At 52.1% G+C, this 21,937-nt stretch carries 22 protein-coding genes and 1 pseudogene; 14 read left to right on the top strand and 9 right to left on the bottom strand.

What is annotated here, in order from left to right:
* Positions 1 to 226 precede the first annotated feature (226 nt).
* The gene (locus ACR0MQ_RS20285; RefSeq protein WP_480610398.1) at positions 227 to 430 is read right to left on the bottom strand and encodes a hypothetical protein; all 204 of its coding nucleotides are present in this window, start codon (positions 428 to 430) and stop codon (positions 227 to 229) included.
* Between the two features lie 460 nt (positions 431 to 890).
* Between ACR0MQ_RS20285 and ACR0MQ_RS20280 the strand changes: the two are divergent.
* Positions 891 to 1,448: pseudogene (locus tag ACR0MQ_RS20280) on the top strand (TRAP transporter large permease subunit); the annotation flags it as partial.
* A 246-nt stretch (positions 1,449 to 1,694) separates the two neighbouring features.
* Here the strand turns inward: ACR0MQ_RS20280 and ACR0MQ_RS20275 are convergent.
* Complete coding sequence (locus ACR0MQ_RS20275) at positions 1,695 to 3,872, bottom strand: tetratricopeptide repeat protein (protein WP_480610396.1); 2,178 nt, start codon at positions 3,870 to 3,872, stop codon at positions 1,695 to 1,697.
* Positions 3,873 to 4,215: 343 nt separating this feature from the next.
* Here ACR0MQ_RS20275 and ACR0MQ_RS20270 point away from each other — a divergent pair, with 343 nt between their 5' ends.
* On the top strand, positions 4,216 to 4,974 hold the full coding sequence (locus ACR0MQ_RS20270; RefSeq protein ID WP_480610394.1) for an alpha/beta fold hydrolase: 759 nt from the start codon (positions 4,216 to 4,218) through the stop codon (positions 4,972 to 4,974).
* Between the two features lie 899 nt (positions 4,975 to 5,873).
* Here ACR0MQ_RS20270 and ACR0MQ_RS20265 read toward each other — a convergent pair.
* Entirely contained in the window at positions 5,874 to 6,386 is a 513-nt protein-coding gene (locus tag ACR0MQ_RS20265; RefSeq protein ID WP_480610392.1) for a DUF6653 family protein, read from the bottom strand.
* Between the two features lie 214 nt (positions 6,387 to 6,600).
* Here ACR0MQ_RS20265 and ACR0MQ_RS20260 point away from each other — a divergent pair, with 214 nt between their 5' ends.
* Positions 6,601 to 7,431, top strand: coding sequence for a class I SAM-dependent methyltransferase (locus ACR0MQ_RS20260; protein WP_480610390.1), 831 nt, complete (start codon positions 6,601 to 6,603; stop codon positions 7,429 to 7,431).
* On the opposite strand, the gene ACR0MQ_RS20255 is transcribed toward ACR0MQ_RS20260, so the two are convergent.
* Positions 7,380 to 7,784 carry a GFA family protein gene (locus tag ACR0MQ_RS20255; protein ID WP_480610388.1) on the bottom strand — a complete coding sequence of 135 codons (405 nt, stop codon included), beginning with the start codon at positions 7,782 to 7,784 and terminating at the stop codon, positions 7,380 to 7,382. The genes ACR0MQ_RS20260 and ACR0MQ_RS20255 overlap by 52 nt on opposite strands.
* A gap of 267 nt (positions 7,785 to 8,051) precedes the next feature.
* On the opposite strand from ACR0MQ_RS20255, the gene ACR0MQ_RS20250 reads away from it, so the two are divergent.
* The 9 genes from ACR0MQ_RS20250 (at position 8,052) to ACR0MQ_RS20210 (ending at position 15,955) form a co-directional block, all read left to right on the top strand.
* Entirely contained in the window at positions 8,052 to 8,969 is a 918-nt protein-coding gene (locus ACR0MQ_RS20250) for a homocysteine S-methyltransferase family protein (protein WP_480610386.1), read from the top strand.
* Positions 8,970 to 9,192: 223 nt separating this feature from the next.
* Positions 9,193 to 10,338: a M24 family metallopeptidase gene (locus ACR0MQ_RS20245; RefSeq protein ID WP_480610384.1), complete on the top strand. Its 1,146-nt coding sequence runs from the start codon at positions 9,193 to 9,195 to the stop codon at positions 10,336 to 10,338.
* Positions 10,339 to 10,645: 307 nt separating this feature from the next.
* The gene (locus ACR0MQ_RS20240; RefSeq protein ID WP_170361929.1) at positions 10,646 to 11,125 is read left to right on the top strand and encodes a GFA family protein; all 480 of its coding nucleotides are present in this window, start codon (positions 10,646 to 10,648) and stop codon (positions 11,123 to 11,125) included.
* Positions 11,122 to 12,816: an adenylate/guanylate cyclase domain-containing protein gene (locus ACR0MQ_RS20235; protein WP_480610381.1), complete on the top strand. Its 1,695-nt coding sequence runs from the start codon at positions 11,122 to 11,124 to the stop codon at positions 12,814 to 12,816. Before ACR0MQ_RS20240 ends, ACR0MQ_RS20235 begins: the two co-directional genes overlap by 4 nt.
* Positions 12,817 to 12,874: 58 nt before the next feature.
* Positions 12,875 to 13,708 carry a CE1 family esterase gene (locus ACR0MQ_RS20230; RefSeq protein ID WP_480610379.1) on the top strand — a complete coding sequence of 278 codons (834 nt, stop codon included), beginning with the start codon at positions 12,875 to 12,877 and terminating at the stop codon, positions 13,706 to 13,708.
* A 955-nt stretch (positions 13,709 to 14,663) separates the two neighbouring features.
* Entirely contained in the window at positions 14,664 to 14,870 is a 207-nt protein-coding gene (locus tag ACR0MQ_RS20225; RefSeq protein WP_010443199.1) for a cold-shock protein, read from the top strand.
* A 144-nt stretch (positions 14,871 to 15,014) separates the two neighbouring features.
* Positions 15,015 to 15,320, top strand: coding sequence for a fatty acid desaturase (locus ACR0MQ_RS20220; RefSeq protein ID WP_480610492.1), 306 nt, complete (start codon positions 15,015 to 15,017; stop codon positions 15,318 to 15,320).
* Positions 15,299 to 15,475, top strand: coding sequence for a hypothetical protein (locus ACR0MQ_RS20215; protein WP_480610377.1), 177 nt, complete (start codon positions 15,299 to 15,301; stop codon positions 15,473 to 15,475). Before ACR0MQ_RS20220 ends, ACR0MQ_RS20215 begins: the two co-directional genes overlap by 22 nt.
* Before the next feature lie 99 nt (positions 15,476 to 15,574).
* Complete coding sequence (locus tag ACR0MQ_RS20210) at positions 15,575 to 15,955, top strand: fatty acid desaturase (protein ID WP_480610375.1); 381 nt, start codon at positions 15,575 to 15,577, stop codon at positions 15,953 to 15,955.
* Here the strand turns inward: ACR0MQ_RS20210 and ACR0MQ_RS20205 are convergent.
* From ACR0MQ_RS20205 to ACR0MQ_RS20185, 5 genes are all read right to left on the bottom strand, one after another.
* The gene (locus tag ACR0MQ_RS20205) at positions 15,947 to 16,195 is read right to left on the bottom strand and encodes a ParB N-terminal domain-containing protein (protein ID WP_319545933.1); all 249 of its coding nucleotides are present in this window, start codon (positions 16,193 to 16,195) and stop codon (positions 15,947 to 15,949) included. The genes ACR0MQ_RS20210 and ACR0MQ_RS20205 overlap by 9 nt on opposite strands.
* Before the next feature lie 74 nt (positions 16,196 to 16,269).
* Positions 16,270 to 16,959: a hypothetical protein gene (locus tag ACR0MQ_RS20200; protein WP_480610372.1), complete on the bottom strand. Its 690-nt coding sequence runs from the start codon at positions 16,957 to 16,959 to the stop codon at positions 16,270 to 16,272.
* Between the two features lie 1,614 nt (positions 16,960 to 18,573).
* The gene (locus ACR0MQ_RS20195; RefSeq protein WP_480610370.1) at positions 18,574 to 18,846 is read right to left on the bottom strand and encodes a helix-turn-helix domain-containing protein; all 273 of its coding nucleotides are present in this window, start codon (positions 18,844 to 18,846) and stop codon (positions 18,574 to 18,576) included.
* A gap of 70 nt (positions 18,847 to 18,916) precedes the next feature.
* Positions 18,917 to 19,315: a helix-turn-helix domain-containing protein gene (locus ACR0MQ_RS20190; RefSeq protein WP_480610368.1), complete on the bottom strand. Its 399-nt coding sequence runs from the start codon at positions 19,313 to 19,315 to the stop codon at positions 18,917 to 18,919.
* A 38-nt stretch (positions 19,316 to 19,353) separates the two neighbouring features.
* A complete protein-coding gene (locus tag ACR0MQ_RS20185; RefSeq protein WP_480610365.1) occupies positions 19,354 to 19,884 on the bottom strand; it encodes a GNAT family N-acetyltransferase in 531 nt (176 codons plus the stop codon).
* Positions 19,885 to 20,093: 209 nt separating this feature from the next.
* Here ACR0MQ_RS20185 and ACR0MQ_RS20180 point away from each other — a divergent pair, with 209 nt between their 5' ends.
* Together ACR0MQ_RS20180 and ACR0MQ_RS20175 are read left to right on the top strand one after the other, a co-directional pair.
* Positions 20,094 to 20,570 (top strand): MarR family winged helix-turn-helix transcriptional regulator, encoded by a 477-nt coding sequence (locus tag ACR0MQ_RS20180; RefSeq protein ID WP_480610363.1) that lies wholly within the window; start codon positions 20,094 to 20,096, stop codon positions 20,568 to 20,570.
* A 660-nt stretch (positions 20,571 to 21,230) separates the two neighbouring features.
* Positions 21,231 to 21,893, top strand: coding sequence for a hypothetical protein (locus ACR0MQ_RS20175; protein ID WP_480610361.1), 663 nt, complete (start codon positions 21,231 to 21,233; stop codon positions 21,891 to 21,893).
* Positions 21,894 to 21,937: the final 44 nt, after the last annotated feature.

Below are 21,937 nucleotides of genomic sequence, written 5' to 3'. Positions count from 1 at the left end.
GAGCTTCATCATTTTTCCGAATTGCCAACTCCGAGATTTTTTCAAATACCAAACGCTACTTCGGCGCGCGTGCCCCTTGATCCGATTGGTGACATACTTGGCCTGGATTTCGAGGCGCGGTGCGTCGTCTTCAAAGACTCTGACCTTGTTAGTCGGCTAGTCAAACTTACTGGTGACTGAGAGTGTTTTGAATTAGGGGACTGGCGGCATACCAGGCCCTCTCTAATCAAGACCCTGCGCTAGAGACCTCGAAGTGTGTATTTACCACGCGCAACAAGTGCTCAAAGTCACCTTGGACAGCGTCCTTCAGAAAGGTCTGAATTCTGACTTGCTCAGCTCCGGCGATTTCGGCTGCGGACTGGCAGCGCGCCAGAACTTCAAAAGCGTTGGCGTTTGTTCTGGGTAGGTCGATTGTCGCAAGTTTTTTCATGGCAAACCCTCATGTTGAATATCGGTCAACTATCGCAGGCCCGACTTAAATTCAGGTATAAGGTTTGCGGATTTTATTCCGATCCGGAGACTGATTTAGATTAAACATAAATCGCAGTTGTAGAGCGTTTGCAGCGGCTCCAGCCGATCATCCGCCGCATCCGAACAGTCGCTAGTCGTGAATATTCCGTCAGCGACAGCCTTAAGGCTAGAATACAAAAACCTATACCATGCTAAAAGGCAACAATGCGGAGTAAAGCCGACATTGCAAGGTCGAGCGGAGAGCCGTTGTAGGTGCGCCCAAAGCTTTGCATTTCGCCTAAAGATTTGCATCTTTGGCCCAAAGCCTTGGGCGCAATAGCCAACCACTGAATTTCGAATTCAACGTTAATTTCGCACAGTGCAAACTTTGGTTGTTCCCATGCAATGGTCGTGGGCCTCGTGAAGCGTGACGACTGCCGCTTAAGAGCAAGCCTTGGGCGATTGTCACTGCGATTGTGCACCCGGACACTCAAAAGACCTTGTTTGATGCCGGCAAACTGACGATCACACTGCTGTTTGTGATTGCTAACGCGCTGATCCTGAAACATGTGCTGACGGACGAGCAAATTCCGCAGCAGGTCGCCAATGCGATGCTGTCGGCGGGCTTCGGGCCGGTGATGTTTCTGGTGGTCGTAAACATCATCCTGCTTATCGGTGGTCAGTTCATGGAACCATCGGGCCTCTTGGTCATCGTAGCACCACTGGTGTTCCCGATTGCTATCGAGTTGGGCATCGACCCGATCCATCTGGGCATCATCATGGTAGTCAATATGGAGATCGGCATGATTACGCCGCCGGTGGGTCTGAACCTCTTTGTCACCTCGGGCGTTGCCGGAATGCCGATGATGAGCGTGGTCAAGGCAGCTCTGCCGTTCCTGGCCGTGCTGTTCGTGTTCCTGATCATCGTTACCTACGTTCCGTTCCTGTCTACATTCCTCCCCAACACATTCATGGGACCGGAAATCATAACCCAGTGACGCGGAATGCGCTGGCGGCATCCGTCGCCAGCGCATTTTGTTTTAGATAGTAGGATTTGTGCAATATTGCGGTGGTCCAGCAGCGCTACAGCACCGAACACCACAAACGGCTGCAATGCGCAGGAAGCAGACTTTGCAAAATTCGATTAGTTCTCACAGGTGGTCTTTAAAAGAAGTGCTTATGTCGCCTTCTAAAACGCCAATCTGGCATCCGCAGAATTCATAGAGGTATGTAATGCGCTGCATTCAATACTCTTTGAGACGTATGAATTCTGAATCGATCACCCCGAAGGACAAGACTGCTGACACATGCCGATTGGTCTCGGTCGACCTTTCCGCGTCACGATATAGGAAATGGCATTGTTCTCTCCCCTGATGGACCGATGGAAGCCTCTGACAAATAGCATCGTCTTTGATACTCCAAGTCCCATTGAGAGGGATACCGTTCATCCAACCAAATTCCATTTCGACCGTTCCGTCAGCTCTTCGTTCTTCTGAATATGGCGCTCCAAATGGGCCTGTCGTGAACTGTTCTTCGAACTGCTCGGAGTACAATTCAAGTAGCTCATTGTGCCCGATGCGGTCCCCTTCGCGCCCCTTGTCGAAATTGTAAGGCCATTCAGGCAATCCAGACGCCAACATTGCTTCGGAATAGATAATGAATACATTAGGATCATCATAAATTTCGAACCATGGCTTCATCCACATCACATTCAGCCATAAGTTATTGGTTAGAAAGCGCTGGATATATTCACGAGCCTTTTCGCTATCGCCTTCGCGGAAAAAAGCTTCCGCCAGAAATCTAAAATGCTGTTCGCGCAGTTCGTTCTCCGGAATGCTAAGCAACAACGAAAGCGCCTGCTGGCTGTTGCCCGCCCGGAGCAAATTCCAAGCCAGATCCCCTTTGTCGCCCGAACTGAGGCGCGCAGACAGCGCCTCGTACTGATTGAACGCCTCAATGGCCTGTTCGTAATCGCCAACCGCATTCAAAGTGAGCCCGTGCACAAGCCTAAGGCCTGGTTCGCTTGGGTCGTTGAAAACTGCGGCTCTCGCCATAGACAAAGCGCGGTCCCTTTGGAGTTGCTGCAATAGCAATCTGACCTGCAATCCAATAGCGACTGAATTTGAGGGATCGGCGCTGAGCACATCTCGGATAACAGTCTTTGCTTCATCCAGTGCGTCCAGCGTGAAACGTATTGTGTTGTAGCTTCCTTCCCAGATTTGAAAGTTGGCTTCTGCATATCCAAGTTTTGCCGCAACAAAGTTTGGATCTAGCGAGATTGCTTCCTCGTATAACGGCAGGGCTTTACCGATATCCGTGAAATCCTTGCTGTGCAGCAACCTATCGGCGTTTGCATAGGCAAGAAATGCGTTTTGGTCAGTTGTGGGCGTCTCTTCAAAAAAACGGCGCTCGACCGGGTTGAGTTTGAGCTTCAGCGCGCCAGCTGCTTTGAATTTCAGGTCGCTGACAAGGTCGAACAGCCGGTCTTTTTCCCCCTCTACAACTTGCTGCCAGATGACGCCGTCGCCGCTTTCTGTTGCATCTCTGAGACGCGCACGAATTTCGATTTCGTTTTCGTGTGTTCTGACTGACCCATCGAGAACATACCTGACATCAATGTCCCGTTTCAGGTCCGCTAACGTGACGGCGATACCTTTGTACCGCATCGTTGTACTGTACGGAGCAGAAGGCAACTGCCTAAGCCTGCCGTATGATCGAAGAAACAACTCTGTCACGACATCCGCTGAGACCTTGTCAGAGCTTGTTTCGGCCGTAAACGGGACGATCAATATTCCATCGTCGGGATCACCGAAGCTCGGAGTCCAGATTGAACCGATGAGGACACTAAAACCCACCAAAAGAACAACCGCTGCGGCAACCATAGGTTTTCCGATCCGGCCTGAGATCGGGTTTGTATCGGCAAGAAATTTGCCGGCATCACCTGGGTCAAGAAGCACTATGAATGCTTGTATTGGCTCCGAGAGGTTCTTGACCTTGTTGAGCCCGACGTCGGCAAAGCCAAGATCCAGTTTGCCTTTCACGCTTTTGAATACCGTATCCGAGATCATAATCCCGTTGGGCTCAGCCAATCCTTCCAGGCGGGAAGCAACGTTCACCCCTTCCCCAAAAATGTCGTCGCCTTCGACGAGAACATCACCGAGATTGATCCCAATACGATAAGAGATTCGTTTATCCGCATCCTGATCACGTTCGTGAATGATCATCGCGCGTTGTACCGAAGCCGCCCATGAAACCGCGTTTACGGCACTGGCAAACTCAATCAGTGCTCCGTCTCCCATGGTCTTCACGACCCGACCGTCAAACTCGATCACCTTTGGGTTAATGATCTTATCCAGGACAGTTCTTTGCCGCGCGAGGGTTCCGGACTCGTTCAACTCCATTAGCCGGCTGTACCCAACCATGTCGAAAGCCACTATTGCGGAAAGTCTTCTAACCTCATTTGACAAAGACGCCTCCAGCCCGTTGCAAACTTAGTGTAATGGCATTTTGGTCCGCTGTCCTATCCCGATAAGTTAAGACGCAAATCCGTCCAACATGAACAAACGCTGATGCATCTTTCGTGTGTGGCGGTGGCAAGTCCATTGAACATCTCAGTAGAATTGACTTTTGGTCAACTTGTCTGGATTTCAGGAATTGCAAAACTTTGACGCCAAGGTCCGGTTTGGGCTGCGATCAGTCATAGGCACGGGAAGCAGCGAAGGTCGAATGCGAGCCCAAATTGTCGATTGCTGCGGAGCAGTGTTAATGTCTGGATACGATGCTCTGGAATCCGAAATGACCAAATACCCCAGTCAAGCGAACGATGAAAGGCCCGCCATTCTCTGTGTTGCAGGCTTTGGTGACAATGCGAGCATGTTTGAAGGTTTGGCTGACACCCACCTCGCCAACAGCTATCGTTTGCTACCTATTAATCTTCCGGGATTTGGCGCTCAGCCTCTGGCAAAGAAAACAACTCTCGAAGCACTTGCGCAAACCGTCGCCGACGAAGCGAACAAGCACGGAGCCGAAATCATTGTTGCTCATTCGGTTGCTTCAATCATAGCTTCACTGGCTGCCAAAAGGGCAAGCTGTCCTTTGACAACCATCATTTCATTGGAAGGTAATATCACTGCCGAGGATGCCTATTTTTCTGGAACTGCTGCCGACTACAGTGATCCGTTTGCGTTTCGTGAGGCGTTTCTTGAGCGGCTTGATGAAATGGCGAAAACGGCACCAATCATCCGACGGTATCGTAATGAAGTATCGAAGGCCGATACTCTGGCGCTGTGGCAACTCGGCACAGACGCACGACATTTTTCAGCAGACTGCGTGCCCGGCAAGCTTTTGCAGAACGCGGCAAATGTGATTTATCTCTACAATCCCGACAACTGTCCGGACAGCACCGTCCGTTGGCTGGAAGAAAACAAGATGGATCGGATCGTTCTCGAAAAGGCCACACACTGGGCGAGCGTTGATCAACCCGAAAGGCTTGCAGAAATGATCGCTGAGGCACTTCACCGATAGGCGAATGCAGCCGTTCACAATTGGATAGATGAAAGCTGGCTTTGTATTGGTTTTCCGCAAGAACCGGGTCGCGGTGTCGGGGTCACGTAGGCGACACAAGTGGTCAGTCTGCAATCGCCCCGGACCTGACGATCCCGGAGGTCTGGGTCTTTGCTGTCTTGAAAGAACTACTTTCGGAGAATTCTGGGAGCATTTTCTTCCAACAAAGAAATTTGCTGAGTGATCACATTGATATTGATCAAGCTGTGAGCCGTGCGATGAAGTAGGATGGTTGCGTCGCATTACGCAACCGAACTTCCGTGACAAGAATGATAGCTCAATCCCCACCTTGGGTTCGCCCGGTAGCAATAATCGCTGCACTCTTTGGTCTCCTGACCATTTTTTCCGGGGGGATGGTGTTGTTTGGTGGTTCGGCCGCGAAATCCGCAGCCGGGGACGCGGTCCCAATAGTGCTTTGGTTCAATTTCCTTGTTGGGTTCGTTTATGTTGTTGGTGCTGTCGCACTCTTTAAATCCGCAGTATGGGCTCGACGATTTGCCTGGGCAATCGGCATTTGTACAGCTCTGGTATTCTTGGTTTTCATAGCAATGGCAGTTGGTGGTACGCCCTTTGAATGGCGAACTGTTGGCGCGATGATCATTCGCTCGGGATTTTGGCTTGCGGTGGCAATCGCGCTTTCCAGGTGAGCCTCCCCAACCAAACTGGTCCACCATTATGTTAATGACACAGCAAACTGAAATCCGCATGCGCCAAAGCTTGATTGCACAATGGTTCCAAACGCTTCCTTGATTCAGGCGATCCAATTGACCCACGATTCCGGTTAATCTTTTGCTGTAAGGTAGGAGCCTGCCCCGGCAGTAAGACTTTGGCGGCTGGCGTAGAAAGATAAGTGACTGGGCCTACGTCCCAGCCGCCAGGTCTTCCAACGACCCACCATCACGCAGAAAGTCGCTCCAGATCCACGCCATGCGATCCACAAACCACATCTTTCCACCTGAGATCACAACTATGCCGAGGCATGTGAACCCCAAGTCGAATAGCCAAAGGCCGTACGCAAACGGCAGAAGACCTAATCCGCTGACATAGGCCAGTGCTTTGGCTACTCGTATATGATGAGCCGCAATCTTGTCTCGGTGTCGCAGCCAGACACGCTCGCCCAATACACCTTGGGCTGACCAGCTTTCGAAGGTCTTAGGTCGGGAAAACGCGCGCGGATTGATCCAGACCCAGACCAAAACCACGCCGACGGCAACCCATGCCCAACTGCCAATCCATGCCCGACTCCAGATCGCCAACGCCAAAAGGGGCAGCGGTGTCAGCACGCGGGTCCAGACCGACCAAGGGTTTGTATGCCGCAACCATACCTCGTCCTTCATACCCATGAGGCGTTCGGAAAATCGAACTATGTCCATCGGGTCACTCCAGAAACTGCAAACCCACTATTGAGATTGAATCCATCCGCTACTGATCACAACCGCTTTCAAGTTTCGTCCTTTGGTGAAGATCAGGCGCTCACAATTGCATGGCGAATTTCCAGATCGATCCTGACAAGGCTTGAAAAACATATCTAGCCCTGACTTTGCTTGAGTTTGTTCTTGTTACATTTTGGAGCTTTGGGGGGCTGAAGTGACTGATACAGCAGACTTTGAGATAATGGAACGCCAAGGATGGGCGGATCCGTCTATTGCTAAAGGGTATGCCGACGGCTTTGAAATGGCGACGCGCCTGGTTGCCAGAAAGCTTGCAGGCGAAGTCGCTGCTGGGCCGAATTGTAAAGCTCTTGATCTGTGCACCGGACACGGTGTCGTGGCAGCAGAGCTTGTGGCCTGCGGCTCGGATGTAACGGGCTTGGATTTCTCTGAGCCGATGATTGAGCTCGCCCAATCAGCTGTTCCAACGGCGCGGTTCCTTCAGGGTGATGCAATGGCAATGGAGTTTCCAAATCACACCTTTGATGCGGTCACAATCGGGTTCGGCGTCCCACATTTTCCAGACCCTGAACGCGGTCTCAGAGAAGTAAACAGAGTGCTGAAACCGGGCGGTAGAGTTGCCTTCTCGATTTGGCGTGGCAAAGGATCAGATGGCGCGTTTGGCTGGCTGTTCGATGCTGTTGAACGCCTGGCCGACCCATCCATCTCTCTGCCTGCGGGCCCGGATGCGCACATGCTCGTAGACAGCGGAATTGCCAAACCAATGGTCGAAAATGCAGGTTTCCGCAATGTGCGGCTTATCGATGTTGCAAGCGAATTGTGCGTTTCAGATCCTAAGATGCTTTTTGATGTTTTTGATGGGGGTGCAGTGCGTGCGGCATCGCTCCTCAAGCGTCAACCGAAAGAACGGCGTGATGCAATACGTGCGGATTTGGCAACGCGCGTTCAGGCGGAAGTAAACAAAGACATTCGAGGTTACTTTGTGCCTGCCCCTTCAGTTGTTATCACTGCTTCGTCCCAAGCCTGAGCTGCTTCGCTGTAGATCGATTTCGCAGGATGATAATTGGAGGGATCGTCCATTGATGCCGCATGGACGTAGATGCAGTCACTCATCCGTTCACTTCTACGGATCAGCGGTGAGCCGCAGTTCGGGCAAAACCCGCTAAAGGTCGACAGCCCTGATCCTCCTGCCATTTCAAATGTTTTGAGCGCATCACCAATCGAAACAGATTTGGCCACAAGTGGCACCATCTCTGAATGTCCCGAGCCGGTGAGCTGCTGGCAATCTCGGCAGTGACATCGAAACATCGGAAGGTCAGAGCGAATTCCAGAATATCGCACCAGCCCACATTTGCAGCCGCCTTCGATCTTATCACTCATGTCTTCTCCTCCACCTAGAAAGGATAGAACGGCCGGTCCTTTGTGTCAGCTTGAACCTGCCGCTCCGAGGTAACAAGGACCGGCTATCGGTTAGAACGGTACAGCCACGCTTGTTCAGAATCTCCGGCGGTTCGCGCCTAAATCTGCCTAGCCGATACCGCAAATGCAGAAAGCGTCCGAACGGACAAGTAAACACCTCGGTTTTGCAGAAGATCTGATCATTGTTATTGTGGATGCGGAGTAATGCCGGTGTTCGAGGGGTGCAAAATGGCGCGGAGACTTCCAGGCGAGGGTGACAAGAAATTTTTGGTTTATGCAGGTACAGGTACGGACCTGATCTTTAACCACGGTATCGAGCTTCCGGGTTTTGCTTCGTTTCCGTTGCTGGAGAAGCCTGACACCCGGGCTGTTCTGGCCGGACAAATGCAAGCGCTCGTACAATTGGCCGGCGATATGGGTGTTGGGTGCATTCTCGACGCACCGACATGGATGGCCAATGCCGACCGTGCTGCACCTTTGGGCTACGATGCTGAACGTCTTTGTGAGGTAAACAAGGATGGTGTCGCACTGATGGAGGAGGTGCGCAATGCTTCTGGTCGGGATGACGTTTTGGTTTCCGCCTGCGTTGGCCCAAGACACGATCCTTACGCTGACATCCCGCCCATGACAGTTGAACAGGCGCGTGGTTACCACGGTGCGCAACTCTCTGTTCTGAAAGAAACCAGTGTTGATCTGGTGACCGCGTACACGTTCAACCGCCTAAGCGAGGCTGCTGGCTGTGTTCTGGCTGCAAGAGATATTGGTTTACCCATCATTTTGTCATTGGTCGTCGAAACCGATGGCTGTTTGGCTGACGGCACAAAGCTTGTTGATGCCATAGACCAGATCGAAGCGGAAACTGACGGCGCGGCTCTGTTCTACATGGTCAACTGCGCACACCCGACGCACTTTGCCGACGCGCTCAACGCGCATCCAAGGCTCAAAGGTGTTGTTGCCAATGCATCAAGTTGTTCGCACGCAGAACTGGATGAGGCCGATACCTTGGATGAAGGAGATCCCGTGCAACTCGGCCAAGAAATTGCGGATGTCATGCGGGAAAACCCGTCTATCAGGGTGTTTGGCGGTTGCTGCGGTACGGATATGCGACACCTAAGGGAAATGGCTTTGGAGGTAGATCGCAGATAGCGCTGCTATTTTACTTACGACGGCGTATCACCGAATGCGTGAAGCTTGATGATAGGCTTTGAGGTGAAATACAGTGATCGGTGAATATTCCAATCAAAAGTTGGCGAAGCGTAAAAGCGCTTGAATTTGTGATTATAGACCTAGGACCAAACGTGTTCTACCGTCCCAATAACGCAACTCAATTTGCGAAACTCAACTGGCACCTTCAGGACGGAGACAGACGATGTTTGCTTCGAGGATGAAAAGCTTTCGCACTCACATGCAAAAGGCCGGAATCGACGTTGCTCTCATCGCCGATGACGACAACGTTTATTATCTGACAGGCTATTACGACTACCTACATATGGAGTTTGGGCGCCCAACCATTCTGGTTGTGCACAAGTCAGGTGAAAGCCTTTTGATCACGCCGACAATAGACCTGAATGCCGCACGTTCGGCCGCTCATGTTGATCGTATCGCGGCCTGGAATGACGGCATGGGCGAAGAGTGGCGGTCGGAACTGCCCAAGGCGATCAAAACGGCAAAGCGCGTTGGTATCGAGCCTGATCATATGCCACCAGTTGTGCGGGCATATCTGGATACGTTGATCCCGGTGGAAAATCTGGTCAGCGCCACACCGATATTGGCTGAAATGCGAATGATAAAATCCGCCCAGGAACTTCAATTGGCCCGGCATGCCGGGCAAGTTGCAAGCGCTATGATGGACGCCGGACGCGACGCCATTGCAGACGGAGTGCCGGAGTTCGAAGTTGCGCTTGCCACGTCCCGAGCCGGGACACGAAAGGCCGCCGAGCTTTTAGTGGCGCATTACGATGACGCGGATATGTCGCCCAACACTCATTTTCTGCAAATAATGGCGTCGGGCGATACCATCACCAAAACCCATCATCGCGCCTCAACCCGGATTATGAAACGGGGCGAGCCGGTGTTTTTGTGCTTTTGCGGTATGACCAATTTTCACCGCTTCAAACTTGGCTTTGACCGCACCTTTTGGATCGGTGAGATGGCGGATAAACAACAAGAGCATATCTATGAGGTTGCTGTAGCAAGTCAGGCCGCCGCACTGGCTGAGCTGCGCCCAGGTGTGACCGCCGAAAGTGTCCATGCGGCCTATGCCGAGGTTATACAGGGGGCGGGGTTTGAATACCCGTTCCGGTGTGGTCGCGCGACTGGCTATAGCTTTTTGGAAAAGCCACAGTTGGTCACCGGCGACACGACAGTATTGCAGCCAGGGATGGTTTTCGCTGTTGATGGTTCAGTATCAGTCGATACATTTCGTGCGCAGGTCGGCGACAGTTTCATAATCACCGAAGATGGTTGGGAGGCAATAACGGAACATCCAAAGTCCTTGGATGCCGTTATCCTTTGACCTTCTGACCAACGCAGTCTTTTGAATGCATTGGCGTGGCGAGCGCCTGAAATGGCGAGCCGGGTCTTAGGATTTTGTAAGTTTTGCTCCACGATCTCGCGATTGCGTTGCATCTTTAGGCATCCGCAACGCGATAAGGTGCGCGAAGTTGGAAGCACCTCCGGCACCTTCGATAGCGCAGTTTCAGAGGTAAATAAGCCACTTTGGGACCCGGCAATTGGAATGTATAACTGGCAGTGCATTGGAGAAGAAGGCGTGGCGGAAAACTTGCGGTAACAGCCATTGTTCGATTGGGGGTAGATGGAAAATGAGTGATGATTCTGAAACCTACCGAGGAATCTGTTATTGCGGCGCATGTAGTGTTTCTACTGCCGGTGAGCCGATGGTCATGGCTTATTGTCATTGCCACTCTTGCAGAAAATGGCATTCGGCGCCGGTCAATGCCTGGTGCCTCTGGTCGGCAGACAATGTCTCGTTGTCAGGACCGACGGTTCACTCGGACAAGAATGATGAAAGCCATCGTGTTTCCTGCGGCAAATGCGGGGGTGCATTGGTGAATATCAAACCCGGAAAGGACATTGTAGCGGTCTACGCAATGTCGCTGGCCGAATCCGGTTTGAGCTTCGAGCCGGCCTTTCACATCTTCTACGGCGAGCGTGTTTTCGACATGGCTGATGGCCTGCCGAAGTGGAAGACGGTTCCGACATCGTTTGGAGGGGATGGTGCCGCTGTGACCGAACCGGACAAAACCGGTTGGATTTCCTTGAACACGCGAGCCGAAGGTTGAAACGCAAACTCACTTCGATCTTGGCGGCTGACATTGTCGGCTTCTCGCGGCTTGTGGAAGCCGCCGAGGAAGCCACGCTGGCCCGTCAGAAAGAACTGCGCGTGTCCGTATTTGATCCCGGTGTTGCGCAGGCAGGTGGTAAGATCATCAAGTCAACGGGCGACGGATTTCTGGCCGAGTTTTCTAGTGTAGTGGAAGCGGTTCGCTTCGCGATATCTGCACAAGAAGCCGTTCGCGCAGAGGAAGAATCCACGCCTCAGGATCGGCAGATCAGTTACCGCATGGGCCTTCACATAGGCGATGTGGTTGTTGATGACGGCGATATCTATGGTGACGGTGTGAATCTCGCAGCTCGCTTAGAGGGCGCAGCCCCGACGGGCGGGATTTGCATCTCCGCTGCCGTTCGTGACCAGATCGTTGGCGTAATGGACGTGCAATTTGCGGATGTCGGTGAATTGACATTAAAAAACATCTCGCGCCCGATCCGCGCCTTTGTTTGGGCCCCCGACCAAGATGGTGCGCAGAACGGTGTCAGCACACCACCCATCGGTGGTACATCCAGGAAACCGACCATAGCCCTCGCGGCATTCGAAGCCCTTGGCAGCAATGATGATGCCAAGATGCTGGCAGAGGCCTGCAATCACACGGTAGAGGCGGCGCTTGCCAATCTGACCGGATTGGATCTGATCGCTCTCGATGCGGACCCGGATCATATCGCAACCGCAGTGTTTCAGGCGTCCGGCAATCAGGTCCGCGCCACCCTTAAGCTACGCGAGACGAGCACGTCAGCAACCTATCTGACCCAGCGGATGAACGGTGATCTTTCCGACCCCTTCTTGGCGGAAGATCTGTTGTCAGGTGAAATCGCAACAACGATCCGATACGGAATTCTGCAACGAATTGCTGAGCACGCGGCTGAGACAGAGACAAACGATCCCGAGGCAATGCTGAACCTCGCAGGGCATTACATGATGGGATCGCAGCCCGAAGAATGGGACGCGGCGGGCCGTCTGCTGGACAGGATCCTGACGGTCCAGCCACGCAATTTTATGGCCGTTGGGATGAAGGCGAACACGTTGATCGGCGAATTGGTCTGGGGTTACCGTCCGATAAACACAAAGGATATCGAAGCGGCCGACGCCGGGTTGAGCAAGGCGGTATCGTTGAATGACCAAAGCGACTACTTGCACCTGATCCGGGGGATATTTCACTACGGTATTACCGGCGATTTGGAAGCGGCGGTGCGGTGTGTTGAACGCGGGTTCGAAATCAGTCCGCAGTTCGCCCAGGGGCATATGGTACTGGGCTGGATTCAGAACCTGATGGGCCAACCAGAGTTAGCGCTGAAGTCCATCAAAAAGGGCTCGTTTTCTCTTGCCAAGAACCGGATATATCACCGTGTCCCACAAGCGTTGGCCCAGACTTATCTGGTTATGGGCGACTTCGAGAATGCCATCGCCAACGCCAACCGAGCGCTACAAAATTCGCCGGGGCTGCCGGTCGCACAAATGTACCTTGCCAGCGCAGCCGGTCAGGCTGGTCTACCTGATGAAGGAGAAAGGGCGCGGGATGCCCTAATTGCGTCAGATCCGGACTTCCGAGTTAGCGGCGTGCGCAGGTTCCATTTTCAGGACCCAACACGTTGGGACGCAATCCTGGATGGACTTCGTTTGGTGGGGCTGCCCGAGTAAGCTCTCTCGGGAAATTCTGTGTTGAAGTGTGCTAACATCAATCCCCGAGGGGGACATTATGCACAACAAAGTATTGGCCGTTTTAGTTTTACTCGTGAGTTCAGGGCAGGCAATCGCCCTCGATTGTGGTGACAAAACAAACTCGTGCAAGATTGAAACCGGAGAATATCATATCGTTCTTCCGAGCGATTGGCAGGGTGGACCTGCTGTGATGCACCTGCATGGTTATGGCGATACAGGTGAGAAGATTGTAGAGAACTCGGCGTTCGTTGAAGAATTCACCAAGCGGGGATACGCATTTATCGCGCCAACCGCGCTCCCATGGTTGGATGGTAAACCCACCGACTGGTCTGTTCGAGACGGTTGGAACACCTACCCTCGCTCAGACGTAAGATTTCTCCGTGAGGTTTTGGCTGACGCTGCCCTTCGTGCAAACGTGAATGTGGGCCGGGTGTTGCTGACAGGGTTTTCCAGAGGCGGATCAATGGTCTGGGAAGTTGCTTGTCTTGCACCGGAAATAGCGCTTGGTTACGCGCCGGCTTCCGGTGGTTTCTGGCTCCCGGCAACCGAAGATTGTCTAAAGCCGGTACACTTGCTCCATACCCACGGGTTTGCCGACAAAGTTGTTCCGCTTGAAGGTCGCGCAATACACAGCGAGGAGTTTGACGTTACCATCACGCAGGCAGATATCTGGCAAGGCCTGTCGGTGTGGCGGCAAGAAAACAAATGCCCACCCAATGCTGTACATCACGAAATGACCGAGGGTCTGTGGCGCAAACGCTGGAACTGCGAATACGGTAGTCTCGAAATCATTCTGCATAACGGAGGGCACGGTTACCCGACAGGATGGAGCTCCACAGCGCTTGACTGGTTTGAAAGTCTGGGAAACTGACGCATCATCAATTTCAAAAAAATTTGGTTTTGCTACGGTGAGACTTATAAGAGCTTGTGGATCGGTCGGCTGGCCAAAAGGCACGTCTTCTAGATTTTAGTTAGAAACGCAGAGCGGATAGCTGTTTTCATGGCATCCAATGGCCCGGTTTCCTGTGAACCGGATGCCGCCATCACTAGCTTCGAGGCGGGCGTTCTGCTGAAGCCAAGCGTCTCGCCCACTATCGACAGATTGGCATGAAGTGAAGAACGCCCCAGCAGACCAGCCGCGATCCCAGCTTCTACTGCCGCGATTACGCCAGAAACACTTTGGCTTTCCGATATTCTCTGCCGTTGCGAAGGCCGTGGTCTAAGGAACGTTCTCACTGAACACGGGGTGGACTGATTATGTGGCAGTTCGAGAGGCAGCTGAAATTGACGACTGCAAGTCAACAAGATGAAGCCATGCAAAGAGCAATTACTTTTTTTTGCTTTCGAGGCTCGCGGAAGTAAAAGCCGCTTGCAAATGAGTAGCGCAATCGGAGGTGCCGGTTCGCGAAGGTTTCGCTCAACTCGGCAAGTCGTCACTAGATGGTGGCCGGAGTTGTTACTGATGCGAAAGCAACTTTCCATTTCTGTGTAAGCTACGGTATATGTTGTGTCCGCTTGGTCTAAAGATAGTATAAATTGTGCTATGTACGCATCCTTTCAGATCCCAAAACCGACAGATGAACAGGTTCTAGAGCGAGCTCCTCTGGAGCTTTTTCGGTGCGTTCTTAAAGACCCAAATGTTACGACGTACGTCCGCCAAAGCATCAAGGCTTGTATCGTGCGTGGTCGAACTCCATATACACAAGGTTTACGTTTTTCTTTTTCGACCTGCTGTCTCCCCAATTCGGCGTTCAGTCTTTCGATTCAGACCGACCGCGCCGAGTCGCCGCAATGATGCGGGCGGCAAGTATTAGGAGACCTCCACCATGGCAAATGGCACAGTAAAATGGTTCAACTCGACCAAAGGATTTGGCTTTATCGAACCTGAAGATGGCAAGCGCGACGTATTCGTGCATATCTCGGCACTTGAACGTTCCGGCATCAGTGAATTGAAGGATGGCCAGAAGGTTACCTTCGACATTGAAGCGGGCCGTGACGGACGCGACAACGCTGCCAATCTGGCACTCGCCTGACCTTTTTCGGGCACCCTTTCTGGGTGCCCGTTTGCACACTGGGCTACTATAAGCTGTTGGAGAACAAGTAAGTTGCAAACAAAAGTCTGGACGCGGGCGCTCGCGCAATACCGTGTGCCCGATGCGAAGCGCAGTATTTAAGAAATTGCGATCACTGTTGTCCCCTTATTCGCACTATGGGCCCTAGCGTGGACGGCTTCATCTTTTAGCGTCTGGATCGCAATATTACTGACCATCCTGAATGCCGCATTTCTGGTCCGTGTCTTCATCATTATGCATGATTGCGGTCATGGATCATTCTTTAGAAACCGCACTGTTTGCAATTGGACAGGCCGGGTTCTAGGTGTTCTTGCCCTGACACCCTATGACGTTTGGCGGCAAAGCCATGCGATTCACCACACCTCAACCGGTAACCTTGATCGCGCGGTATGGGTGACATCCCTACATTGACCACTGAAGAATACTTGAAGCGAAAGTGGTTCGGGCGTGCCGCTTATCGTCTGACCCGGAATTCCATCTTCCTGTTCGTTGTTGCGCCGATCTATACGTTCTTCCTTCAAAATCGTTTACCTCTTGGTTTCATGCGGTCGGGCTGGCTGTACTGAGCCAGTGCAATGGGAACAAACGTCGCGATTGCAGGGTTATTGGCACTGGTTTTTTGGGCCGGAGGCTTTGAGGTGTTGGCGTAGGTTTTCCTGCCAACCATGATTGTCGCATCGTCACTTGGTATTTGGCATTTTTACATTCAACACCAGTCTGAACACACGACCTGGGATCGGGAAGAGAGCTGGAATCTTCAGAACGCCGCATTCTATGGAAGTTCTCACTATGCCCTGCCTGACATCCTGCGTTGGTTCTCTGCTAATATAGGCGTGCACCATGTTCACCACCTCGCCAGCCGAATACCTTTTTATCGGCTAAACGAGGTTTTGCGTGACCATTCTGAGTTAGTAAACTGCCAGCGTATTACTCTGTATGAGAGCTTTCATTGTGCTCGATTGCATCTTTGGGATGAAAAAAGTCAACGTCTGCTGACATTTTCCGAGGCTTTGTCTAACGCCAATTCCAATAGACAATTAGTGTAACCTAGCGCGTACCAGATAGGCTTCGACCGTATCACCGCCCAAGGCGCGAATGGCCTCTAATCGGTGAAGGCCTTCAATCAGCACGAACCTCTTGTTATCCGCGCGTATCTGAATAGGCGTCTTCTGGCCGTTCTTCAGGATATCATCGGCCAGCGTCAGGACTTTTTGCTGATCAAGTGTTTTTGCACGTTTTATAGGTACATAGATCAATTCAAGCGGATATGGTCTTTTTTCCAACATAAGCTACGTGTGCAACCTTTCGTGCATTTGTCCCGGTTCGGTGTTCGCTTCAAAAGCAGGCGCTGGAACGTACGTCATAGGACTGAACGAACAGCATCACGCAGTTCCTGATGCATAATCCAAGTCGCGGGCTCATCGTCACTTTCGATGTGAGAAAACGCCAAGACCTGCGCAGCGCCATCATTTTGTACCGATCCGACTTCGGGAAGTTCGAGTTCCAGATATTCTGCAATCAATAGTCCGATTTTTTTGAAGACCTTTATGGATGCCTCGCGCGATTTGTAACCGGCTGCCTGAGACAAGTGACCAATGGTCAGACCGTCCTTGCCTGCAATTGTAAGTGCTTTGAGCATTGTGACTTGCGCAGGGGTGAGCCTGATCTGGCGCAATGCCTCGGCATATTCTCTTTCACTGGGAACGAGGGTGCCGGAGTTTCCCTCCAAACGGCGTTGACCGCTACGCTTCCTGTCTCGTTCTTCGAGAACTTCTTTTAAGGCTTCAATGGCTAATGCCGGCGTTTCGCCAACTGCATCGGCAATCATTGCCTGCGTTTTAGCTGGTGGCATGGGAAATGCCCGTGCAACACTATTACCGCTCAGAACGCCAGCCTTAATCAAGTACTTTCCAAATTCTACTTCAATCACTCCTGATACGTCAGCGTTCCGCGACTTACGAACACTGCGGTCCTGAAATGCTCTTTGTTCCAAACCACGAGCTGACATATTGTAGTCCGGAAGGGTTACTTGAGGGGCATTTTTGCGCATCAGAAAAACACCACAACAATTATCGCCGTGACAAATACCGCTATCGCGATAAACATCTTTACATTGTAGGACCAGCGATGCGCCCTTTCCGCCTTGAGCCTTTTGCCCAGATTTTCGTTAATCGAGTTATGGTTCACGGCTTGGTCCTTCCGGATATTTCAGGCGGTATTGATTCCCACCAACCTATTGTCGCGGCACATTTTCGGCGCACTTGTCATTCTGTCTCGTGAACGGCCGATTACATTCCCAACCGTCACCTCTTCGATTTAAGTGAGCGTTGAAAGGGACAAAGATCGCAACACACCTGTCCTGGTTCGCGCGAAAACCACGCTCACACTTCCATCCAGAATATGTGTCAGACGCGAGGTATGCGTGATCGGGAACGATCACAAAGTCACAGCCACCTTCCGTCGCTTTGAACCCTCTCAGACACACCCAGCCATCAGCGCTTCGCCTGTCAGATAAGCGCCCGTTCTCGGGAACTTCTATTGTAACGCACTCCCGGCCCTCTTTGCGAAAACCCCAGTGGCAATGTGCTTCCTGAGCACCAAATCGTGTTTCGACGAACCCGTTTTCAGGCACAAACACTTCTTCACATCTATCCTCGACACGTTGGAACAAGCGATTGCACTTCCATCGATCTCCGGTCGATGCAAGATAGGCATTCTCAGGAACATAGATTTCATCGCAAAACTCCCCAACTTGCTTGAATCCATGATTGCATTCCCAGTCACTGCCATAGGAACTGCCCGTCAAATACGCGTTTTCGGGTATGTCAGTTCTTTGACACGATCCATTCTTGTTTTCAAAACCTTCGTCACAAACTAATCCGTCGGTATTACCTGCGGTTTGAGCAGGAAGCTGCGTTCCTGAGAGCAACACCAAAAGTGTCGGGATCAAACAAAGAATGCGGCGCGTAAACACGATGAAAGACTGATTGAAACGGAGCCTGAGACCTGATCTATCGGTCATTAGGCACGCAATTTATGAGCCATGTGCTCTTCATACGGCACCTTCTTTCATGGGTCACGCAATGACTGATGCATGTCAGGTGACAATTGCGAATGCTTGCGAGGAACGAGCTCATAGCGAAGACCCCAGCGAAACCCGTTCCTATGCTGGGGCACATGCTACAATTAGTCTGAAGGCCATTGGATCATCGAAGCCGGCAGCATCGCGGCGACGAGTAAATCTTCCCAATACACTCTTGTCGTTCTTAGTTTATGAAGAGTCAATGACGCATCCTCGTCACGAAGCGTGTGCTACGGAGATGGTTATTTTTGAGATCGGTGAATGACTAGGTGGCTTTGAGAACAACTGAAAGAAAAAATTCAGCGTGATACCACCGTTGAAACGGAGCTATCGGCGAATTGGCAGAAACTGAGTTCTGTGATGCGCAGTGCAGCTTCACAAACGCATAGCGTTAAAAGTCTGCTTCAATGGCCAATTTCGGGCATTAAGGCACAATCGTGAGATAGGAATTTTAGGCACATTTATACCGCAGTGTGATCGGCCGATTGCCAAAGTAAATTTGCGTACTGTTCCTGGCCAGACAATGACACCAATCGTGTCCGTGGCTGGCAGGCAGAACGAAGCGATCTGCACGGGTATCGTTCAAATCTGTTCCCGAAGACGAGCAGCTGTTTCTTTTGGATGAGCATCCAGCAGCGCGAGAAGCTTGAACGCTGGCCCTCCGGGGCGGCGGGTGCCTTTCTCCCACAATTCGTAACCGAGCTCGCTCATCCCGATAAGGTTGGCCATTTCCGCCACGGTCAAACCAGCCTTTTCGCGGACCTCAAGCGGTGTAGCGACGAGTTCGGAATTGTTGTCGGAATGGGTGCCTTGCGCCGGATCAACGGGTACAAGGCTGGGATCCGGTCCTGTCATCATCTGCTCCTAGTATTGTCATTTGTGTCATGGCCTCAGGTCATGCCTGAAGTTCGCATTTGCGCAGATGTCAAAGTCTGGCGCGCAGGCGTTTTTCGACTGTGCTCAATCTGCGTGTCGTCTGTGCGATATCCGTTCGGAGGGTCCGGATTTCATCAAGGATGCCCTGAATATCCTCCGATCCGGAAGTGGTATCGGTCGGTTCAAGCACACCTTCTCCTTCACCGATCAGAAGCCAAACCAGCGAGACACCAAGAATGCCGGACATCATCTGCGCCTTGTTTGCACGCGGCTCAGTACGATCCTCTTCCCATCCTTGCACGGTCTTCAGTTTGACGCCCAGGCGACTAGCAAGTTTCTTTTGCGAATATCCTACAGCTTCGCGCGCGGCGACGATCCGGTCGCCCAGAGTTGCCGCTTCATCACCGTAGTATGAGGTGTCGTTTGGTATCGTCGTGGCTACGTTCATTCTGCTCTCTCACTTTGGTTGAAAATGTCGTGGCTCGGTCAGGCCGCGAGTTCATTACGATCCTCAAGACAGATCGCCACAAGGTTGCTGTTTGCATGGCGGCGATATGGGGTCAGTGCCTGCGTGATGAAGGGTTGGATGTCCATCCGAGAACGCTTCCACCGCGCAAACCGACGGAACAAAGCCCAGGTGCGCTTGTCGTTGGACGCAATAACGGTCTGAGCACGGGTTAAATCGGCGCAGACGTCCCGACGCATCACCTGACCCAGCATCAGCGACGCAAGGCCCTTGTCAGTCTCACCCTCTGAAACACCGACCTGCCAGATAAACAGGGTTTCCGGGTCATATGGCAGAACATAAGCCAGCATCGCGCCAACCAGGTCTCCATCCAGTTCAGCAATGATCGAGAATTCTTTGTAGTCATCAAGCGCTGCCAGTTCGCCCAGCAAACCACCTATAGCTTCCTGATCCTCGGTTCTGGCCAGCGAAGACACCGCAGCGCCGTCTTCCGGCAATGGGGGACGCAAAACCGGAATAGGTTGTTCGAACAACTCCAAAGAATGCTGCATGTACCGCTCCATCAATAAACTTTGATTGGCTAAGTACCACAGGAAAGACAAAACTTCAAAAGACGAAGCTATCTTTTGCAGAAGCGTCATAAATCTACCTCTACTAGTGATATTTTAATTAGTAGAACTAATTATTTCACTTTCCGTTAACGCTTGAGCACTCAACGCAATTTTGACAATCTCACTCCAATCGAACGCGGAGTAGATACATGGATCGTATCGACAGCAGCCTTGTCGCCCTGCGCCGAATCCTGCGCGCCACCGAGATGTTCGGCCGTGAACTGGCGCAATCCGCCGGGCTGACCGCGGTCCAGCTTCGTGTGCTGCAAGTGATTGGCGAGACCGGGCAAACCACGGCAAAGGCGATTTCAATGCGCATGCATGTCAGCCAGGCCACTGTAACAGCGCTGGTGGACAAGCTGGTTTCGGGCGGCATGGTTGTGCGCGAGAAATCCATGACCGACCGACGGCAGACCAATATCCTGATCACGGATCGAGGGCGGAAAACCCTTGAGGACGCCCCCGATCCACTGCAACAGCTCTATGTGCAGCGGTTCAAGCAAATGGAGGACTGGGAGCAGGCAATGCTTGTTGCCGCGCTCGAAAGGGTTGCAACGATGCTGGACGCCGAGGACCTTCAGGCTGGCGCGATCCTGACAACCGGCGATTTGAACAAGACGGAATAATGGGCCGGAAAGACCGAACTCTTCGCGTATCTTCTTGTTAAGGCTTTCATCAAGAAAGGATTGGGCGGCACGAACGGAGTCGTCGTCAACTTGGTCGTTCTTTCATTACCACATATTCATTGCGCTAGCGGCCAATCCTTACCTTTAGAACGACAGTTCCGCTTTGGGCGGCGAGCAGTAAATGAAACCCATAGCAGGCATCGCCTAACCAGTCCCCATGGGTAATGCAGCGTGTCTTTCGTCAACATTGTCTACCTGGTCGGATCATCCCGGTAACGCCTAGGATCTGATATTGCCGTCTGAGCCGGTCGCGGCATGGATTTGCTGCGAGCCCCGAAGCATCTATGTTCAATGGAAAGCTCTCAACCTGGGCTTTGGGGCAATTTAGGTTGACAATTCATCTGTGAATTCTCCGGATTTCTTGGGCAACAATCTTGGAGGTGGTGAACGCTCGCCGCTCCAGCCTATTGCCGACACCGAACTAGGAGATTCGCAATTTCTATCGACAGTTTTGCGGACACTGAGATTGGAAGACACCTGGCCGACGCTGCACGCCATTGCCGCATGGTTTTCTTCACCGGATTACCGGCATCTGGAAAGTCATTCTTGTTACGCCAGCAAATATCCATTGCGATCTCCTTGGGACGTTGCGTGCATATCATGCGTTGGGATACGGGGCTCGCTGCGTTTCAGACCGAAGATCTAATCGCTAGGTATCCAGATGTTTCAGATGGAACTCATCCGTTGATCCGAAAGGCAGCCGGATTGTGGGGCCGGAGGGCCCTGGCGCGATGGCTGGCAGAGAATACCGATCCCAAAGCCATGATTGTCGGTGAAGTCCCTATCATCGGAAACAGGTTTTCCGAGTTCATCCAGGCGCAGTCGGATCAGGTTGAACCAGCCTTAGCATCCGAGGAAACCACATTCATCTATCCCGTTCCTACAAAGAGCTTGCGGGCCAATCTCGAAGCCTTCCGAAGGTCTACGTTTGCGAACCCAAAACATCCTGATGAGGCCAGAGATGCGCCTCCATCGACAATGGAACTGGCTTGGCGTTTGACGTGTGCCAAGGCCGCAGAATTGGGTTTGATCTCTGAAGCAGACAGTCATTCTCCGTACGAGGAGATGATTTATGTGCGGTTTTTTGAGCACCTACTGCAACACCGAAACGCCATCAGAATTGGGGTCGATACGATTTATTCAAATGCCGGGTCAGCCCATGATCTGGGGGCGAGTATTTTAGAACTCAATGCAAGCCCGGATGAAGTACGGTGTGTAGGTTCTGGACCCATTAATTTGGTTGCCGTCATCTCGGCTGCATGATTCAAGCCCCTGAGTTTCAGGGGTATAACATGAGTAATCTATTC

The organism is Ruegeria sp. AN6, from assembly GCF_056540425.1.
This window is presented reverse-complemented; position numbering and strand designations above follow the sequence as displayed.

What these genes read in the sequence shown, in the direction of transcription:
- ACR0MQ_RS20190 (WP_480610368.1), bottom strand. Translation starts at nt 19,315, where the DNA reads ATGAACGTAGCCACGACGATACCAAACGACACCTCATACTACGGTGAT.
- ACR0MQ_RS20255 (WP_480610388.1), bottom strand. Translation starts at nt 7,784, where the DNA reads ATGAGTGATAAGATCGAAGGCGGCTGCAAATGTGGGCTGGTGCGATAT.
- ACR0MQ_RS20285 (WP_480610398.1), bottom strand. Translation starts at nt 430, where the DNA reads ATGAAAAAACTTGCGACAATCGACCTACCCAGAACAAACGCCAACGCT.
- ACR0MQ_RS20245 (WP_480610384.1), top strand. Translation starts at nt 9,193, where the DNA reads ATGTTTGCTTCGAGGATGAAAAGCTTTCGCACTCACATGCAAAAGGCC.
- ACR0MQ_RS20210 (WP_480610375.1), top strand. Translation starts at nt 15,575, where the DNA reads ATGATTGTCGCATCGTCACTTGGTATTTGGCATTTTTACATTCAACAC.
- ACR0MQ_RS20185 (WP_480610365.1), bottom strand. Translation starts at nt 19,884, where the DNA reads ATGCAGCATTCTTTGGAGTTGTTCGAACAACCTATTCCGGTTTTGCGT.
- ACR0MQ_RS20230 (WP_480610379.1), top strand. Translation starts at nt 12,875, where the DNA reads ATGCACAACAAAGTATTGGCCGTTTTAGTTTTACTCGTGAGTTCAGGG.
- ACR0MQ_RS20270 (WP_480610394.1), top strand. Translation starts at nt 4,216, where the DNA reads ATGTCTGGATACGATGCTCTGGAATCCGAAATGACCAAATACCCCAGT.
- ACR0MQ_RS20180 (WP_480610363.1), top strand. Translation starts at nt 20,094, where the DNA reads ATGGATCGTATCGACAGCAGCCTTGTCGCCCTGCGCCGAATCCTGCGC.
- ACR0MQ_RS20240 (WP_170361929.1), top strand. Translation starts at nt 10,646, where the DNA reads ATGAGTGATGATTCTGAAACCTACCGAGGAATCTGTTATTGCGGCGCA.
- ACR0MQ_RS20215 (WP_480610377.1), top strand. Translation starts at nt 15,299, where the DNA reads ATGGGTGACATCCCTACATTGACCACTGAAGAATACTTGAAGCGAAAG.
- ACR0MQ_RS20175 (WP_480610361.1), top strand. Translation starts at nt 21,231, where the DNA reads ATGCGTTGGGATACGGGGCTCGCTGCGTTTCAGACCGAAGATCTAATC.
- ACR0MQ_RS20250 (WP_480610386.1), top strand. Translation starts at nt 8,052, where the DNA reads ATGGCGCGGAGACTTCCAGGCGAGGGTGACAAGAAATTTTTGGTTTAT.
- ACR0MQ_RS20205 (WP_319545933.1), bottom strand. Translation starts at nt 16,195, where the DNA reads ATGTTGGAAAAAAGACCATATCCGCTTGAATTGATCTATGTACCTATA.
- ACR0MQ_RS20200 (WP_480610372.1), bottom strand. Translation starts at nt 16,959, where the DNA reads ATGCGCAAAAATGCCCCTCAAGTAACCCTTCCGGACTACAATATGTCA.
- ACR0MQ_RS20265 (WP_480610392.1), bottom strand. Translation starts at nt 6,386, where the DNA reads ATGGACATAGTTCGATTTTCCGAACGCCTCATGGGTATGAAGGACGAG.
- ACR0MQ_RS20195 (WP_480610370.1), bottom strand. Translation starts at nt 18,846, where the DNA reads ATGACAGGACCGGATCCCAGCCTTGTACCCGTTGATCCGGCGCAAGGC.
- ACR0MQ_RS20275 (WP_480610396.1), bottom strand. Translation starts at nt 3,872, where the DNA reads ATGGTTGGGTACAGCCGGCTAATGGAGTTGAACGAGTCCGGAACCCTC.
- ACR0MQ_RS20225 (WP_010443199.1), top strand. Translation starts at nt 14,664, where the DNA reads ATGGCAAATGGCACAGTAAAATGGTTCAACTCGACCAAAGGATTTGGC.